The organism is Pseudomonas sp. PH1b, assembly GCF_000633395.1.
Lineage (GTDB): Bacteria > Pseudomonadota > Gammaproteobacteria > Pseudomonadales > Pseudomonadaceae > Aquipseudomonas.
Genome location: NZ_AYMU01000025.1, coordinates 88,604 through 105,643, shown reverse-complemented (window position 1 = coordinate 105,643; position 17,040 = coordinate 88,604). Strand labels below are relative to the sequence as shown.

Below are 17,040 nucleotides of genomic sequence, written 5' to 3'. Positions count from 1 at the left end.
CCGGCCAGGTGGCGATGTTCAAGCGCTACCCGGACAGCTATCGGATCCCGGTCTACCCGACCCATCGCAGTGTCGGCCTGCCTCCGGAGATCTACGAATCGGCCAAGCGCAGCGCAGTGAATGTCACCACCACCAATGATGGCAACGGCCTGGCCAACTTCACCGGCAACCGCTACTACGCCTTTCCGATTCCCAAGAATGGCATCGAGGTGCTGTGGAACCACCTGACCCGCTATCACGGCGGCAACCAGAAACGCATCATCACCCAGGCCACCCCCCAGACCAACGGCAGCTTCACCTCGATCCGCTTCGAGGAAGAGATTGCAGCGCCGCAGTTGATTCCCGACCTGGACCCGGCCAAGGGCGCCAACGTGCAGAACTTCTTCAAGCAGTCGGTGACCGCTCCGGCGCGCCTGGCGGGGAACGTGCTGCTGGTCCACGAGACCCTGGACCAGGTCAAGGAACCGCGTTCGGCGTGGATCTACAACGCCGGGCAGCGCCGGGTGCGCCGGGCTCCGCAGGTGGCCTATGACGGTCCGGGCACCGCTGCCGACGGGCTGCGGACCTCGGACAACTTCGACATGTTCTCCGGTGCTCCGGATCGCTATGACTGGAAGCTGGTGGGCAAGAAGGAGATGTACATTCCCTACAACAGCTACAAGCTCGATTCACCGAGCCTCAAGTACAACGACGTGATCAAGGCCGGGCACATCAACCAGGACCTGACCCGCTACGAGCTGCATCGGGTCTGGGAAGTGGTGGGCACGGTCAAGCCGAACCAGCGGCACATCTACGCCACCCGGCACATGTACATCGACGAGGACAGCTGGCAGGTGGCCCTGGTGGACCACTATGACGGCCGTGGCCAACTGTGGCGCGTGGCCGAAGGCCATGCGCAGTTCTACTACGACCATCAGGTGCCCGCCTACACCCTGGAAGCCCTGTATGACCTGAACGCCGGGCGCTACCTGGCCCTGGGCATGAAGAACGAGGAGAAGCACAGCCTGGAGTTCGGGTTTGCCGCCAAGGCCGCTGACTACACCCCGGCCGCCTTGCGCGCCAGCGGGGTGCGCTAGGCGAGCCGCGGGTTACTGCGAAGCAGAGGCGATGCCGCACGCTCTTGAAGGGCGTGCGGCTTTTTATCGGCGCCAGGTGGGGCGAGGGAGCTTGCAGCCGTTCGGCTCCGCAGTCGCCGCAAAACCTGTCGACCCGGTCTTTGCGCTCCGCCCCAGACTCCTGGCCAGGGACGGCGACGCCCAGTGGAAGACGACTCCCTCGGCACATCAGCAGTAATACCGTACCCCTCCAGGCTGGCGGTTATTCGACTGATGGGTCGCCTTTTTTATGGCCGGCGATCAGCCTGCTGAATACTTCTTCAATTGGCCGGGAGGTCAGGGCTAGGGTGGGGTCACGCAGGCTAAACCAATAAGAAAGGCAGGCTGCAATGACCGCCATGACTCGTTGCCCAGAGCGTCCCGGGTGCAGGCCCCGTTTATCCACCCACCACTTTCCACGCGCGCGCCTGAGCGCGCCGCTGCTGGCTTCCAGTGCCCGGGTCAAACTGCTGTGCGCGCCGGCCGGCAGTGGCAAGACCGCGTTGCTCGCCGAATGCCTGCAACAGGCGCCGGACAGTTGCCGGGTCAGTTGGCTGCCTCTGTCCGGCGTCCGCCTGAGTCCCGAGGACTTCTGCCATGCGCTGGCGACCGCGCTGGGGCTGCCGAACGGCGATATGGCGGCGCTGGTAGAGCACCTGGCCCATCTGCAAACCCCGGCCTGGATCTTCATCGATGACTATTGCCGGGCCATGGCGCCGGACCTGGACCTGCTGCTCGATCGGCTGCTGAGCATCGACAACCCGCAACTGAGCTGGTGGCTGAGCAGCCGCCGCAGGCCTTCATGCAATTGGCCACGGCTGCTGCTCGATGATCAGTTGTATACGCTCGACGGCCCGGCGCTGGCGTTCAGCCAGAGTGAAATCGAACAACTGCTGCAGCGGTTGCCGCAGCCTTTGTGCGCCCAGGCTGCCGATGGAATCCTGCAGCGCAGTGGCGGCTGGTGCGCCGGGGTGCGCATCGCCCTGCTCGACGGCAGTGAACTGACCACCCAACCCTGCCAGCCAGGGCGCCCCAACACCTTGCTGGAATACCTGGAGCATGAGCTGTTCAGCGTATTGCCGATCGAGCTGGCGGAGGTCTGGCAGGTGCTGGCGCACATGCCACGGTTCAACGCCGGTTTGTGCGAACACCTGTTCGGCGCCGGGGAGGGTGCCCAGTACCTGCGCACCCTGCAGGACATGGCCTGTTTCATCGAGCCCTGGGAAGGCGGCGCCGACTGGTTGCAGGTATTCCCGCCCCTGGCTCGGCTGATGCGGGATGAGGCCTGGCCCAGCGGGCGCTCCTGGCACCGGCGGGCGTGCCAGTGGTTTACCGCTCAGGAGGATTGGCAGTCGGCTTTTGAGCAGGCGCTGCTGGCCGAGGAATACGAAGTCGCGGTCAGCCTGCTGGAGCATTTCAGCTTCGAGAGCCTGTTCCAGCAGCACAACGCGCTGTTGCTGCTGCAACTGCATGAGCGCCAGGGTGGCGAGTTGCTGCTGGGCAGCCCGCAGTTGATCGGCCTGTTGGTGGCGGCGCTATTGTTTGCCGGACGCTTCGAACAGGCAGAACAGTGCATGGCGCAGATGGCGCGCTTTGCGCCGCAGCCCTCGGCCTGCCGGCAGCGCCGGCTGCTGGCCCGCTGGCAGGCGCAGCGGGGCTGGCTGCTGCATTTGAGCGGGCGGATGGAGGCGGCACGGCAGCACTTTCTCGAGGCCTTGGGCGAACTGGAAGACAGTGCCTGGAGCATTCGCCTGCTGTGCTTGTCCGGTTTGACCCAGCAGGCGCTGCTGTGCGGTGAGCTGGAGGTGGCCCAGGCTCTCAATCGCGAGGCCCTGTGCCTGGCCCGGGCTCAGGATGCGCCGTTGTTCGAAGGCTTGCTCGAGCTCGACCATGCCCAGTTGCTGGAGCAGCGTGGCGCGCCCCATCGAGCCCAGAGCTTGCTGGAGCAGGTGGTCGGGCGCGTGTCCCGGCAGGCGCTGCGGGCTCCACCCTTGCTGGGCCGCATTGCCTTGCGCCTGGGGCGCCTGGCCCTGCGCCAGGGACACGAGGAGGAGGCCGCCGGCTACTTGCGCAGTGGTCTGGAAGACTGCCTGCTCAGCCATGACAAGCGCGCCTTGTATGGCTTTCTCGGTCAGGCCCAGCTGGCGGCCAACCGGGGGGATTACGCCCAGGCCTTCGTGCGTCTGCGTGACGCGGAGCGGTTGATGCAGCAGCGGCAGATTCCCGACACCGTTTACCGTGGAGTGCTGTTGCAGGTCAGCAGCCAACTCTGGTTGCAGCAGGGGCGCCCGGAGCTGGCCCATGAAGCCTTGAGCCGCTTGCTCCGGCATTTCCGCGGGCCCCAGGCGCTGCAGGCGCCACCGGCCAGCCTGGAGTTGATTCCGGGCATCGAATACCTGCTGGTACTGGCCGAGGTTCACCTGGGTCGGGCGCAGGCGCCGGTTGCAGCTTTGCAGGGGGTGCTGGCGAGGGCTCAACGCCATGGCATGCTCGGCCTGGAGGCGGAAGTGCAGTTGGCCCTGGCCGAGGTGGCTCATGTGCAAGGTGATCCGGCGCTTTTGGCCGAGGCATTGCAGGCCGGGCAGGCCTTGGTGGCGCGCTGCAACCTGCCCCAGGCGCTGCACGAACTGCGTCTGCGTCAACCGTCGCTGCAGGGGCTGGGCAGGCCTGAAGCTGCGCCGTCAGTGGAGCCTGAGGAGGGACGCGAGAGCCTGCTCAGCCAGCGGGAGTTGCAGGTGTTGCAACTGATCGCCCAGGGCTGGTCGAACCAGCAGATCGCCGAGCAGCTGTTCATCTCCCTGCATACGGTGAAGACCCACGGCCGCCGGATCCACAGCAAGCTGGGAGTGGAGCGCAGGACCCAGGCAGTGGCCAAGGCCCAGGCCCTGGGGTTGATGAGCTGATCGGTGGCGACTATTCAGGCCGCGGCTGATAACCCATGCGCCAGCTCACGGTGCTGCAGGCGCTGAGCAGGCGCCGCGCCGCCGGGCCATGTTCATCGGCCTGGAACAGCGACGTCGGCCCGACCACCGTCAGCACTGCGGCGATCTTGCCCGTGGCATCGAACACCGGGGCCGACAGTGCATCGACCCCCGGCATCAGCAAACCGTGGACATGGTGCAGGCCGTGCTGGCGAATCTGCTCGGCCAGGGCGTCGTGGACCTGCGAATCGGCCAGCGCATGGGGGGTGCCCAGGGATAATTCCTGCTGGCGCAGGTCAAGGGTTTCACGCGGCGGCAGGTAAGCGTTGAACACCAGCCCGGTGGACGAACTGAGCAACGGCAGCACCGAGCCTAACTGGGTGACCACGGTCACCGCGCGGACCGCCGGTTCGATGTGCACCACCGTGGCGCCCTGGTTGCCCCACACCGCGAGGAAGCAGGTCTCGTTCAACTCGTCACGCAGTTCGGCCAGGGGCAGGGCCGCGACCTTCAGTACATCCATGCTGTTCAGGGCCGCCAGGCCCACGCGCAGGGCTTCACGGCCCAGGCTGTAGTGATTGGTGGCGCTGTTCTGTTCGGCAAAACCGCTGGCAATCAGGGCTTGCAGGTAGCGGTGGACCTTGCTGGCGGGCATCTGCACGTGTTCGGCCAGGCGCGACAGGGAGGTGGCTGGCGACAGTTCGGCCAGGGCCTTGAGGATATCGGTGCCGACCTCGGCCGAGCGGACTTTCTGCTTGCTGTTGCTGTCGCTGGTGCTGCGCGGCTTTTCCATGGAGGTGTCGGGGTCCCGTAACAAGTGGCGGTCTTTATAGCTTGACGCTCCTGGGCAATCAAATTACGTTATGCGTAATTGGATTACGATAAAAATAACCCAGGCGTGCCGATAACTCTTGTGAAGGAGTGGTGGGCCCCTGCCTATTCCAACTTCCAGGAGGCTCCATGAACCTCGAATCTTCGGCGTCGGCCCTCAGCTACCAATCCGGTTTCGGCAATGAATTTGCCAGCGAAGCCCTGCCGGGCGCCTTGCCCGTCGGCCAGAACTCCCCGCAGAAAGCCCCTTATGGCCTGTACGCCGAACTGTTCTCCGGCACCGCCTTCACCATGACCCGCAGCGAAGCCCGGCGCACCTGGATGTACCGCATCCAGCCCTCGGCCAAGCACCCGGCCTTTGCCAAGCTGGAACGCCAGCTGGCAGGCGGCCCCTTGGGTGAGGTCACTCCCAACCGCCTGCGCTGGAGTCCTTTGCAGATTCCAGGCGAAGCCACTGATTTCATCGACGGCCTGGTGGCCATGGTGGCCAACTCGGCGGCGCAGAAGCCGGCGGGTATCAGCGTCTATCACTACCGTGCCAACCGCTCGATGGAGCGGGTGTTCTTCAACGCCGATGGCGAGCTGTTGCTGGTGCCGGAACTGGGCCGCCTGCGCCTCGTCACTGAGCTGGGCATGCTGGACCTGGAGCCATTGGAAATCGCCGTGCTGCCTCGCGGCCTGAAGTTCCGCGTCGAACTGCTCGACCCACAAGCCCGGGGTTACGTTGCCGAGAACCACGGAGCGCCGCTGCGCCTGCCAGACCTCGGGCCGATCGGCAGCAACGGCCTGGCCAACCCCCGGGATTTCCTCGCCCCGGTGGCCCATTACGAAGACCTGCGCCAGCCCACCCCCCTGGTGCAGAAGTACCTCGGCGAGCTCTGGGGCTGCGAACTCGACCATTCGCCACTGAACGTGGTGGCCTGGCACGGCAACAACGTGCCGTACAAATATGACCTGCGCCGTTTCAACACCATCGGCACCGTCAGCTTCGACCACCCGGACCCGTCGATCTTCACCGTACTGACCTCGCCCACCAGCGTTCCGGGCCTGGCCAACCTCGATTTCGTGATCTTCCCGCCACGCTGGATGGTGGCCGAGAACACCTTCCGTCCACCGTGGTTCCACCGCAACCTGATGAACGAGTTCATGGGCCTGATCCAGGGCGCCTACGATGCCAAGGCCGAAGGCTTCCTGCCCGGCGGTGCGTCCCTGCACAGTTGCATGAGCGCCCACGGTCCGGATGGCGAGACCTGCACCAAGGCGATCAACGCGCCGTTGCAGCCGGCCAAGATCGACAACACCATGGCCTTCATGTTCGAGACCAGCCAGGTGCTGCGCCCGAGCCAGTTCGCCCTGGAGTGCCCGGAGCTGCAGAACGACTACGATGCTTGCTGGGCTTCGCTGCCCGTCACCTTCAACCCGAATCGGAGATAACCCATGACCTTGCCCACCATCACCCTTAGCTGGGTCGAGTCCGCCAACGGTCACCCCGACTTCCCGTTGCAGAACCTGCCCCTGGGCGTCTTCAGCACCCAGGGTTCGGCGCCCCGCAGCGGGGTCGCCATCGGCGAACAGATTTTCGACCTGGAAGCGGCGCTGGACGCCGGCCTGTTCGATGGCCCGGCCAAGGCTGCGGTGGAGGCTGCCCGCGGTGGGCAGTTGAACGGCTTCTTCCAACTCGGCCGCCCGGCCCGGGTTGCCCTGCGCGAGCGCCTGCTGGAGCTGCTGGGCGAAGGCAGCAGCCTGCGGGGCAAGATCGAGGCCCAGGCGGCAAAACTGCTGCATGCGGCAGCCGACTGCCAGATGCACCTGCCGGCGAAAATCAGCGACTACACCGACTTCTATGTCGGCATCGAGCACGCGCAGAACGTCGGCAAACTGTTCCGCCCCGACAACCCCCTGCTGCCCAACTACAAGTACGTGCCGATCGGCTACCACGGTCGCGCCTCGACCATCCGTCCTTCCGGCACCGAGGTGCGCCGGCCCAAGGGCCAGACCCTGCCGGCCGGGCAGAGCGTGCCGACCTTCGGCCCCTGCGCGCGCCTGGACTATGAGCTGGAACTGGGCATCTGGATCGGCCAAGGCAACGAGATGGGCGATGCGATCGCCATTGGCGACGCTGCCGAGCACATTGCCGGTTTCTGCCTGCTCAACGACTGGTCGGCACGGGACATCCAGGCCTGGGAATACCAGCCGCTGGGACCGTTTTTGTCGAAAAGCTTCATCACCAGCATTTCGCCCTGGGTGGTGACCGCCGAAGCCCTGGAGCCGTTCCGCCAGGCCCAGGCGCAGCGCCCCGAAGGTGACCCGCAACCGCTGCCGTACCTGCTGGACAAGCGCGACCAGGCCGCCGGTGGCTTCGACATCGAACTGGAAGTGCTGCTGATCACCCAGGCCATGCGCGAGCAGGGCCTGCCGGCGCACCGCCTGACCCTGAGCAACACCCAGCACATGTACTGGACCGTGGCGCAAATGGTGGCTCACCACAGCGTCAACGGCTGCCAGTTGCAAGCCGGCGACCTGTTCGGCTCGGGGACGTTGTCCGGTCCTGAAAACGGCCAGTTCGGCAGCCTGCTGGAGATCACCGAAGGCGGCAAGAAACCTATCGAGCTGGCCTCCGGAGAGGTGCGCAAGTTCCTTGAAGACGGCGATGAAATCATCTTGCGCGGGCGTTGCCGCCGTGAAGGTTTCGCCTCCATCGGCTTCGGCGAATGCCGTGGCACCGTTCAGCCGGCACGTTAAAGGGAGCGGCTCATGGAGCTCTATACCTACTACCGTTCCACCGCGTCCTATCGGGTGCGCATCGCCCTGGCCCTCAAGGGCCTGGAATTCCAGGCCATCCCGGTCAACCTGCTGGTGCCCAAGGGCGGCGCCAACCGCCAGCCGGAGTACCTGGACATCAACCCCCAGGGCCGGGTGCCGGCCCTGCGCACCGACGACGGCGACCTGCTGATCCAGTCCCTGGCGATCATCGAATACCTGGAAGAGCGTTATCCACAGGTGCCGCTGCTGTCCAGGGACCTGGTCAGCCGTGCCCATGAGCGGGCGGTGGCGGCGATCATCGGCTGCGACATCCACCCGCTGCACAACTCCAGCACCCAGAACCTGCTGCGCGAGTGGGGGCATGAGGAAGCGCAGTTGCTGGTGTGGATCGACCATTGGATCAGCCAGGGCCTGGCGGCCCTGGAGCAGTTGATCGGTGACCAGGGCTTCTGCTTCGGCGAGCAGCCGGGCTTGGCCGACGTGTTCTTGATTCCCCAGCTGTACGCCGCGGAACGCTTCAAGGTGTCCCTGGAGGACTACCCGCGGATTCTCCGGGTCGCGGCGCTGGCGGCTGAGCATCCGGCATTCCAGGCTGCCCATCCGGCCAATCAGCCCGACACCCCGGCCTGACCCGAACCGCGCGCCCCCGTCTCCCGGGGGCGCGCCTTTTGGCCGCCGCAGGCAGATGCCGCGAGCGGGCCAGCGTCCCCCAGGACGGAGGGACCTCCAGGCCCCGCACAGGCGCCTGACATTTTTGCTTGCGCGGCAACCGCACCACCGCTGCACATAACCATAAAAACCGAACAGGTACCTTGCGATGCAAAATCAGATTGCCAGCTTTCGCGCTGCGCTCGACGCCCGCCCTGTGTCCCGCTATCAGTGGTTGCTCCTGTTGCTCCTCGCCTTGCTGCTGGTCACCGATGGCTACGATGCCCAGGTCCTGGGTTATGTGGTGCCGGCCCTGGCCCAGGACTGGGGGCTGGAAAAGGCGGCGTTCGGCCCGGTGTTCAGCGCCAACTTGCTGGGCCTGACCCTGGGCTCCCTGGCGGTAACGCCGTTGGCCGACCGTTTCGGTGTGCGCCGGATCCTGCTCTGTTGCGTGCTGATCTACGCCAGCCTGACGGTGCTGATGGTGTTCGCCAATTCTCTCGACAGCCTGATGGCCGCACGCTTCATCTGTGGCATCGGCATGGGTGGGGCGATGCCCAGCGCCATGGCCCTGATGTCCGAATACTCGCCGCCGCGCCTGCGCACCCTGATGGTGACCCTGGCCGCCTGCGGTTTTTCCTTCGGTGGCGCCGCCGGTGGTTTTGTCGCGGCCGGCTTCATCGATCGCTTTGGGTGGGAGGCGGTATTCCTGGCCGGCGGGGTGACGCCCTTGCTGCTGTTTCCGTTCCTGGCCTGGTGGCTGCCCGAATCCTTGCCACGCCTGCTGCGTGATGCGCCGCCTTACACGCGTCTGCGCAAGGTCAGTGCGCAGATGCTGCCGGACTGGCAGCCTCCGCCGGTTTCGAACTTGGCCGAGGAGACGGCGCAAGGTAGCAAGTTGACAGTGGTGGAGTTGTTTCGCCATGGCTATGGGCGGCCGACCCTGCTGATCTGGTCGACCTTTTTCGTCAGCCTGATCCTGCTGTATTTCATGATCAGCTGGCTGCCGACGCTGTTGCTGGAAAGTGGCCTGGCCTTGCAGCAGGCCAACCTGGTGACTTCGATGTTCCTCTTCGCCGGCACCCTCGGGGCGATCTGCATGGCCTGGTTCGCCGACCGCCTGAAACGCAAGGTGCGCCTGCTGGCCGGAGTGCTTGCCGCGGCTGCGTTATGCACCGTGCTGCTGGGCCTGAACCACGACAACCCGCGGTACCTGGTGCTGTTCGTGTTTGCCGCGGGCTTTTGCATCATCGGTGGGCAATTGACCCTGAATGCCTTCGCCAGCAACTTCTATCCGGCTCAGGTGCGCGCCACCGGCACCGGTTGGGCGCTGGGGGTGGGGCGTTTTGGTTCGATCCTTGGGCCGCTGTTCGGCAGCATGCTGCTGGCGATGCACATTCCGGTGCAGCAGATTTTCTTCTTCTGTGCGATTCCCGCAGTGCTCGCCGCCTTGCTGATCATTCAGGTGCGCTCACCAGCCGAGGCAGGACCCGGTGGCGCGGGTTCGACCGCGCCGTTGCAAGACCCGCAGCAGCCCTGAAGGCGTTGCCGGCTCAGCGTGCCAGGTGCTTGATCATCGGCACGCAGGCCAGGGTCAGGCCCCGGGGCGACTGGTACTGGGCGATCCGCTCGCCTACAAAGCCGCAGCGCCGATAGAAGTCCGCCGCGTTCAGGGTCGAGTCGAGGATCAGGTGCGTCAACCCAGCCTGCAGGGCCAGCGCCTCGAGGTAGTTCATCATCTGCTGGCCGATGCCTTGGCCCATGTACGCCGGGTCGACGAACACCGCGTCGACCTGGCCGGTCTCCAGGTCGAGCATGCCGCTGGCGGTGACCTGGTCATCGATGACTGCGACATGCCCGGTTTTTTCCAGCACCTCGACGAAGTACTCGCCCAGGCTGCCGGCGGTCCAGACCTGCAGGTCGGCGGCGGGGTAATGGCCGCAGCACTGGTGGTTGATGGCTTGGTTACGAATGTCGAAGACCCGTTGCGCGTCGTCGCCATGAGCTTTTCTGATCAGCATGCTGTACCCGTTCCATGGAGTGAGCCGAGCATCCTGCCAGAGCCCGGCAGGGGCTGTCATGCGGCGTTGGCCTGGATCAGCAGCAGACCCCAGCCGGTCAGCAGCGTGCCGTCCGTCCGCAGCAGGGGCTGTATGGCCCGGTGCAGTTCGTCCTTCATCAAGCTGCACGTGGCGGGCTTCAGGCGGTCCAGGTCGTAGGTTTGCCCCAGGGCGTCCCAGAACTCCTCGAAGCTGGGGCGCCATTCAAGGTCCAGTTCTTCGAACTGCACGTCACGGTAGTGGCGCGCCAACAGCTGGCGCCAGCCATCCTGGGACTGGGCCCGAGGGTCCACCAGGGGCAGGGGCGCCAGGCGGTCACGCTGGGCGGCGGCGCGAAACACCTGCAGGTAGCGCTGGCCCGGTTCGCCCAGGAGAAAGCTGCGGCCGACGATGGCCGAGAGCTGGCCGCCCTGGGCCAGGACCCGATGCACCTCGGCCAGCACCTGTTCGATATCGCTCATGAGCATCAATGCCAGGTGCGAGACCACGGCGTCGACGCTGCCACTGGCCAGGGACAGGGATTGGGCCCGCTCATTGAGCAACACGCAGCGCTCGGTGAGGCGCCGGCGTGCCGCCTGCAGTTCGGTGGTGCTCATGTCCACGCCGATCAATCGCGCCTCGGGGTACTGTCTGGCGAGCAGATCCAGCAGGAAACCATCGCCGCAGCCCAGGTCCAGTAGCTGTGCGCCAGGTCGGGCGGCGGCGAGTGTGGCGGCCAGCATGTCGTAGGAAGAGCCGCGTCCCGGCAGGCCCAACCCGGAAAAGGCCGGCGGCGTGGTGCCGGGGCGGCGCTGGTGAAAGTCCTGAAGGAAGCGTTCGGCGCGGTTCATGCGGTTCATCCTTGATGCAAATGGGCGGGTAGTGTGCCACGCAGGCAGGGCCCGGCTCTCAATGGACGATGCTGTTGGGCGGCAGATGCCCCAGGCGCTCGGTCAGGCGCAGGCGCTGGATCGGGTCATCGCTGAGCAGCAAGGCGTGCTCCAGGTCGAAGCGCTCGGCATTCGGGCACTCCAGGCGCTGGTAGAGGCTGGCCCGGGCCAGGTAGTCGGCGGCGCTGCCGTTGCCCAGCTCCAGCACCCGCTCGGCATTGATCAGCGCGCCCAGGTTGTCGTCATAGGACAGGTGCAGCTGGCGCAGGTTGCGCGACAGGCGCTGGAACATCTGCAGCGGCTCGGCACTGGCCAGGTGTTCGGCCTTGAGCTTGATGTGGGCGCCGTATTGGCGCTGCAGCAGTTCCCGGCAGTCGGCGGGGTACAACCGGCGTCCGCCGCAAGGGTCCAGCAGGTGGTCGGCACCGGGCACCCGCAGCAGGAAGTGGCCGGGGAAGTTCACCCCCTCCAGGGGGATCTGCAGGCGTTGCGCCAGCTCCAGGGCAATCAGTGCCAGGGCCAGGGGTTGCCCTCGGCGCAGCTCCAGGACCTTGTCCATCAAGGCCGCCTGGGGGCGCAGGGGCAGGTGTTCATCCTGCTGGAAGCCCAGATCGTTCATCCGCCGCAACAGTGGCTGGCCCAACTCGTTCGCCGGCAGTTGGGGCAGGCGGTTGCCGATCTGCTGCTGAATATCCTTGAAGGCTTCCAGTGAGTGCTCGGGCACCAGCCGCGGCTCATGCTCGGCGGCAATCCAGAGCGCGGCTTCCAGCAGAGCAGGCGGCGAGCGATGCAGGCAGGTGAAGAAAGCTTGGCGCGGGTTCATCTCGATCTCCGACGGATGCCTCGTTTTAGCCTCGTCGCGAACGTTCGTCCAGTGCTGACACAGGTAGTAGCAGGTTATTTCCCAATGCCTGCAATCACCCTCCGGCTTATTCCTGCGCGGCGCAGCAATTTCCAGGCGCAAGCCTATACTGGCGACTACCAAGAAGTGATTCGGGAGCCCGTCGATGTTCGCTCTCATGCACCACACCCGCCTTGAATCGCTGCACCTGAGCGTCGACCCCAGCACCGGGTTGAAGGCAGTGATCGCCATCCACAACAACCGCCTGGGGCCCGCCCTGGGCGGCTGTCGTTACCTGGCCTATCCCGATGACACCAGTGCCGTGGAGGATGCGGCGCGCCTGGCCCAGGGCATGAGCTACAAGGCCGCGCTGGCCGGCCTGCCCCAGGGCGGTGGCACCGCGGTGATCATTCGCCCCGCCCATGTGGAAAGCCGCGCCGCGCTGTTCGAGGCCTTTGGCCGTTGCATCGAGCAACTGGACGGGCGCTACATCACCGCCATCGACAGCGGCACCTCGGTGGCCGACATGGACTGCATCGCCCAGCAGACCCGCTATGTCACCAGCACCAGTGCCGCCGGCGACCCCTCGCCGCACACCGCCATGGGGGTCTTCGCCGGTATCCGCAGCACCGCCATGGCGCGCCTGGGCAGTGACAACCTGGAGGGCCTGCGGGTGGCGGTGCAGGGCCTGGGCAACGTCGGGTATGCCCTGGCCGAGCAACTGCACGCCGCCGGGGCCGAGTTGCTGGTCAGCGACATCGATTCGGGCAAGGTGCAACTGGCCATGGAGCAACTGGGCGCGCACCCGGTCGCCAATGACTCGTTGCTCAGCACCCCCTGCGACATTCTGGCGCCCTGTGGTTTGGGGGCCGTGCTCAACAGCCTCAGCGTGGCGCAACTGCGCTGCTCGGCGGTGGCCGGTTCGGCGAACAATCAACTGACCAACCTGCAAGTGGCCGACCAACTGGAGCGCCGCGGAATACTCTACGCACCGGACTACGTGATCAATTCGGGCGGCCTGATCTACGTGTCCCTCAAGCACCGCAACGAAGAACTCCCGGTCATCACCGCCCACCTGTCGAAGATCAGCCTGCGCCTGACCGAGATCTTCGCCCACGCCCAGGCGGAAAAACGCTCGCCGGCGCGGGTCGCGGACGAACTGGCGGAGCGGGTGCTGTACCACTAGGCATCCGAGTCTTAACCGGTGGCCCTGCGCTCTGTAGTATCAGGGCCCGGGAAAGGTTGCAGTGCCGAGCCCAATCCCTTACGGCCCAACTGACACGGAGTGTATTTGACGATGCCGCAAGTGCTGGATAGTGGGCTGGATGAGCAATTGTCTTCGCTGTTGCACTCGGGTGCGGATGTTCAAGCGATACGCCATATTCTTCTGCAGTACCGGGATCGAGGCTTTGCCGCGCAGGCTGTGTACAACTATCTGGCGTCGTTCAGGCCTGATGCGTCCGATGAACTCGAAGACAGAGTCCTGGAAGCCATGGATATGGCAGCCGGATATTGCTCGCCAGGCTGCAGAGTGTGGGAGGTCGAGCCATGACCGTGGCGCATACGGACAATCAAGTGATTGGGGGTTCAGTAAGGGATCTGCAGCTGTACGCGGCGGCATGCCTGGAGGCTTACTGCCTGAGCAAAGGTATTGCTCACCCTGCTGTAGATGACTTGGTAAAGCACCTTGAGGGCTACCCGGAAAAAGATCAGTTACTGGCCTGGGAGAGGGCCGGAGCCCAGCTGGCATTGAATGGTCGAGGGGATGATTTGCCACAGAGCCTTGTTGCTTTGCTGGCGCCTGAGGATTGCGAAGAGTTCTCCAGCCTCGTCGACAGCGCGGTTGAGGTGGGAATGGTCGACCTGTATGGCGGCGCGACGGATTTGCCCGTGATGTTCCTGCACAAGATCACTGCCCTGTTGCGTTGCAACCTTATCGAGCTGCCTGCGCCGAAAGGTGCGGCAGTGGTTTAACCGGCGGCTGCATAACGGGCAGTCTTTGCTCGGCAAACATGAAAAAAGCCCTGTGCCATGGACACAGGGCTTATTCAATTCGAGTGATGCCTATTTCGCAGCCTTGGCTGCTTTCGCCGGCTTGGTCGGCGCCTCGACTTCAGCAGGTGGCTGCGCTTGAACCTCCTCCACCGCGGGAGCGGGGTCGCTGAGCAACTCGGACAATGCATCCGGCTGGCTCTTGAAGGCCCTGGCGAATACATCGCGGTTCTTCGCCATGTAGATCCCGGCTTCTTCCACCTGTTGTTCGCTCAGCGACGGCACTGCTTTTTGCAACACTTGCGCCAGCACTTCAGCCAGTTCGAGCATTTTGTCATGACGGTCAGCTTCGGCTTTATCCATGAACAAGCGCTCCAGATCTCGGCTGCTGCGGTATACCACTTCGACGGCCATTCACCACCTCACATGCCTTCACGATAATGGGTCTGTATAAACACTGTATCTATATACAGGTCGAGAGAATAGGCGAAACCTTTTCTCTTGGATAGTGGCTTTTTAATGTAGACGGATTTTTTTTCCCGGGCCGATTGTTACGCGGCCGTGCCTCGCTGGCAGCGGCCATCATCTTATTGATGGCTCCTGGCCTTTTTTCTGCATGCAGAACAACCGTCACGTCCAATCCGCATCATCCGGTCGAACCGACCTAAGGAAGAACCATCGTGAAAATCAATTGGGCCGAGAACCTGCGGCAGAACGTCCATCAACTGGCCGAGTCCCTGGGCAACCTGTTCGTCGAGTCCTTCCACTACCTGGCGCTGTTCGCCATCGGAGCCGTGACCGCCTGGGCGGCGGTGATGGAATTCCTGCAGATGATCGAGGTGGGGCACATCAAGATCGATGACATCCTGCTGCTGTTCATCTACCTGGAATTGGGGGCGATGGTCGGCATTTACTTCAAGACCAACCACATGCCGGTGCGCTTCCTGATCTACGTGGCGATCACCGCGCTGACCCGGCTGCTGATTTCCAACGTTTCCCACCACAACCCGCCGGACCTGGGGATCATCTACCTGTGTGGCGGGATTCTGCTGCTGGCGTTTGCCATCCTGGTGGTGCGCTACGCCTCGTCGCAGTTTCCTTCGGTGAAGATCGAGCACCCGCAGCGCAAGATCGGCGCCGGCTCCGGCGAACACCCGGAAGTGGAGAAGGGCGAGCTTTAAAACCTCAGGGCCGGGGGCACGGGCTTGTGGCCCTCGGGCGGTGGCAGCGCCAGGCTGTCGCCGTTGGTCATGGCTTCGAGGATGGCCATGGCGCTGTGCCCCTGTTCGATGGCGATGCCGAACTGAATGCTCTGCACCAGGCGCCTGATGCGTTGCGGGTCATTGCGCTGGGCCGCGCTGATCATGCGCTTGGCCACCACCCGGCCGGTTTGCGACAGGGTCAGCATGATGCTGCCGTCCAGGCCCTGGATGCTCAGGTTGACCTGGTACTGCGGGGTGAAAGTGTCGGTAATCAGTTGAAAGGGGTTGTCCATAATGCGTCACCGCCTGATGGGATCGTGCAGTCATTGACTGGCCGCAGATGGAATTAGTTCGCGATTCCAGACCACTGGCCAGTCGTTCGCCGAGGGTGGCCAACGTCCGTATTGCTCAAGGGCGATAAAGCAAGGGACATGCCGGGAAACACGCCGGGCAATGATTGCGGGGACAAAAAAAGCGGACCATCAGGTCCGCTTTTTCATTGCCGGTCCGTTTCAGGGCACGACCGAGTAAATGATCGCAGACAGTGCGATCAGGCCGATCAGCACCACGAACAGGTTCGACAGTTGGCCTGAATACTGGCGCAGTGAAGGCACGCGCCGGATTGCATACATCGGCATCAGGAACAGCAGGCAAGCGATCACCGGTCCGCCCATGGTCTCGATAATGCGCAGGATGCTCGGGTTGAAGGTGGCCACGGCCCAGCAACTGAGGATCATGAACACTGCGGTGATCCTTTCCAGGCTGGCGGACGACAGCGAGCGGCCCCGCAGGTTCTTCACGATCAACCCCTGGAAGCCCTCGCTGGCGCCGATGTAGTGGCCCAGGAACGACTTGGTAATGGCCACCAGGGCGATCAGCGGTGCCGCGTAGGCAATCACCGGGGTCTGGAAGTGGTTGGCCAGGTACGACAGGATCGAGATGTTCTGATCCTTGGCCGCCACCAGGTCCGCCGGCGACAGGGCCAGCACGCAGCTGAAGCAGAAGAACATCACCGTCAGCACCATCATGGCGTGGGACATGGCCAGGATCCCGCTGCTCTTGCGCTCGGCTTGGGCGCCGTAGTGGCGCTTCTGATCCAGGGCGAAGGCCGAGATGATCGGTGAGTGGTTGAAGGAAAACACCATCACCGGAATCGCCAGCCACAGGGTCTTGAAGAACAACCCCAGGGGCATGCCTTCGCTGGCGGAGGCGAAGAATGCACCGTTCCAGTTGGGGATCAGGCTCAGGGCCAGGAGCAGCAGCGCGGCGACAAAGGGGTACACCAGCAGGCTCATGGCCCGCACTATCACACCCTGGCCACAGCGCACGATGGCCATCAGGCCGAGGATCAGCAGCAGCGACAGCAGCGCCCGTGGCGGTGGAGTCATGTGCAACTGGTGCTCCATGAAGTTGCTCAGGGTGTTGGTCAGGGCCACGCTGTACACCAGCAGGATCGGGAAGATCGCAAAGAAATAGAGCAGGGTGATCAGCTTGCCGGCGCCGACCCCGAAGTGTTCTTCCACCACCTCGGTGATGTCGCCGGAGCGCCCGGACAGTACAAAGCGGGTCAGCCCGCGGTGGGCGAAGAAGGTCATCGGGAAGGCCAGCAACGCCAGCACGATCAATGGCCAGAAACCACCAACGCCGGCATTGATCGGCAGGAACAGGGTGCCGGCACCGATGGCGGTGCCATACAGGCCGAGCATCCAAGTGGTGTCGCGCTGGCTCCAGCCAGTGTCGCGGGTTGCGGTGTCGCGGTGTGTCGCTACAGCAGGGTTTTCGGCAGCAGGTGCAGGTACATCGGTCATCGGTATCGCCT

The 17,040-nt window shown here is 64.3% G+C and carries 16 protein-coding genes and 1 pseudogene; 10 read left to right on the top strand and 7 right to left on the bottom strand.

Annotation, left to right across the window (positions count from 1 at the left end; all coding sequences use genetic code 11):
• Both U873_RS0129590 and U873_RS0129580 read left to right on the top strand, forming a co-directional pair.
• On the top strand, positions 1 to 1,076 hold a 1,076-nt coding region (locus U873_RS0129590), incomplete at its 5' end, for a DUF1329 domain-containing protein (RefSeq protein ID WP_025131688.1).
• Positions 1,077 to 1,444: 368 nt separating this feature from the next.
• The gene (locus U873_RS0129580) at positions 1,445 to 3,997 is read left to right on the top strand and encodes a LuxR C-terminal-related transcriptional regulator (RefSeq protein WP_025131686.1); all 2,553 of its coding nucleotides are present in this window, start codon (positions 1,445 to 1,447) and stop codon (positions 3,995 to 3,997) included.
• 10 nt (positions 3,998 to 4,007) lie between these two features.
• On the opposite strand, the gene U873_RS0129575 is transcribed toward U873_RS0129580, so the two are convergent.
• A complete protein-coding gene (locus U873_RS0129575; protein WP_025131685.1) occupies positions 4,008 to 4,808 on the bottom strand; it encodes an IclR family transcriptional regulator in 801 nt (266 codons plus the stop codon).
• A 167-nt stretch (positions 4,809 to 4,975) separates the two neighbouring features.
• On the opposite strand from U873_RS0129575, the gene hmgA reads away from it, so the two are divergent.
• The 4 genes from hmgA to U873_RS0129555 all read left to right on the top strand — a co-directional run bounded on the left by hmgA (position 4,976) and on the right by U873_RS0129555 (position 9,797).
• Positions 4,976 to 6,280 (top strand): homogentisate 1,2-dioxygenase, encoded by a 1,305-nt coding sequence (gene hmgA / locus U873_RS0129570; RefSeq protein ID WP_025131684.1) that lies wholly within the window; start codon positions 4,976 to 4,978, stop codon positions 6,278 to 6,280.
• A gap of 3 nt (positions 6,281 to 6,283) precedes the next feature.
• A complete protein-coding gene (fahA, locus tag U873_RS0129565; protein WP_025131683.1) occupies positions 6,284 to 7,588 on the top strand; it encodes a fumarylacetoacetase in 1,305 nt (434 codons plus the stop codon).
• Positions 7,589 to 7,600: 12 nt separating this feature from the next.
• A complete protein-coding gene (gene maiA, locus U873_RS0129560; RefSeq protein ID WP_025131682.1) occupies positions 7,601 to 8,239 on the top strand; it encodes a maleylacetoacetate isomerase in 639 nt (212 codons plus the stop codon).
• A 187-nt stretch (positions 8,240 to 8,426) separates the two neighbouring features.
• On the top strand, positions 8,427 to 9,797 hold the full coding sequence (locus U873_RS0129555) for an aromatic acid/H+ symport family MFS transporter (protein ID WP_025131681.1): 1,371 nt from the start codon (positions 8,427 to 8,429) through the stop codon (positions 9,795 to 9,797).
• A gap of 13 nt (positions 9,798 to 9,810) precedes the next feature.
• Here the strand turns inward: U873_RS0129555 and U873_RS0129550 are convergent, their stop codons facing one another.
• The 3 genes from U873_RS0129550 to U873_RS0129540 are packed head-to-tail and all read right to left on the bottom strand — an operon-like array spanning position 9,811 to position 12,009.
• Positions 9,811 to 10,278 carry a GNAT family N-acetyltransferase gene (locus U873_RS0129550; protein WP_025131680.1) on the bottom strand — a complete coding sequence of 156 codons (468 nt, stop codon included), beginning with the start codon at positions 10,276 to 10,278 and terminating at the stop codon, positions 9,811 to 9,813.
• Between the two features lie 56 nt (positions 10,279 to 10,334).
• Complete coding sequence (locus U873_RS0129545) at positions 10,335 to 11,147, bottom strand: class I SAM-dependent methyltransferase (protein ID WP_177330329.1); 813 nt, start codon at positions 11,145 to 11,147, stop codon at positions 10,335 to 10,337.
• A gap of 58 nt (positions 11,148 to 11,205) precedes the next feature.
• A complete protein-coding gene (locus tag U873_RS0129540; protein ID WP_025131678.1) occupies positions 11,206 to 12,009 on the bottom strand; it encodes a SirB1 family protein in 804 nt (267 codons plus the stop codon).
• Positions 12,010 to 12,193: 184 nt separating this feature from the next.
• Here U873_RS0129540 and U873_RS0129535 point away from each other — a divergent pair, with 184 nt between their 5' ends.
• The 3 genes from U873_RS0129535 to U873_RS0129525 all read left to right on the top strand — a co-directional run bounded on the left by U873_RS0129535 (position 12,194) and on the right by U873_RS0129525 (position 14,001).
• Complete coding sequence (locus tag U873_RS0129535) at positions 12,194 to 13,213, top strand: Glu/Leu/Phe/Val dehydrogenase dimerization domain-containing protein (RefSeq protein ID WP_025131677.1); 1,020 nt, start codon at positions 12,194 to 12,196, stop codon at positions 13,211 to 13,213.
• 111 nt (positions 13,214 to 13,324) lie between these two features.
• Positions 13,325 to 13,579, top strand: coding sequence for a hypothetical protein (locus tag U873_RS0129530; RefSeq protein WP_025131676.1), 255 nt, complete (start codon positions 13,325 to 13,327; stop codon positions 13,577 to 13,579).
• Entirely contained in the window at positions 13,576 to 14,001 is a 426-nt protein-coding gene (locus tag U873_RS0129525; protein WP_025131675.1) for a hypothetical protein, read from the top strand. Before U873_RS0129530 ends, U873_RS0129525 begins: the two co-directional genes overlap by 4 nt.
• Positions 14,002 to 14,178: 177 nt before the next feature.
• Here the strand turns inward: U873_RS0129525 and U873_RS0129520 are convergent.
• A pseudogene (locus tag U873_RS0129520) lies at positions 14,179 to 14,433 on the bottom strand (YebG family protein); the annotation flags it as partial.
• A gap of 266 nt (positions 14,434 to 14,699) precedes the next feature.
• Between U873_RS0129520 and U873_RS0129515 the strand changes: the two are divergent.
• Positions 14,700 to 15,200: a phosphate-starvation-inducible protein PsiE gene (locus U873_RS0129515; RefSeq protein ID WP_011059330.1), complete on the top strand. Its 501-nt coding sequence runs from the start codon at positions 14,700 to 14,702 to the stop codon at positions 15,198 to 15,200.
• Here the strand turns inward: U873_RS0129515 and U873_RS0129510 are convergent.
• Together U873_RS0129510 and U873_RS0129505 are read right to left on the bottom strand one after the other, a co-directional pair.
• Positions 15,197 to 15,514 (bottom strand): DUF3509 domain-containing protein, encoded by a 318-nt coding sequence (locus U873_RS0129510; RefSeq protein ID WP_025131673.1) that lies wholly within the window; start codon positions 15,512 to 15,514, stop codon positions 15,197 to 15,199. The two genes, U873_RS0129515 and U873_RS0129510, sit on opposite strands and share 4 nt — an antisense overlap.
• Before the next feature lie 219 nt (positions 15,515 to 15,733).
• The gene (locus U873_RS0129505; protein WP_025131672.1) at positions 15,734 to 17,029 is read right to left on the bottom strand and encodes a serine/threonine transporter; all 1,296 of its coding nucleotides are present in this window, start codon (positions 17,027 to 17,029) and stop codon (positions 15,734 to 15,736) included.
• Positions 17,030 to 17,040: the final 11 nt, after the last annotated feature.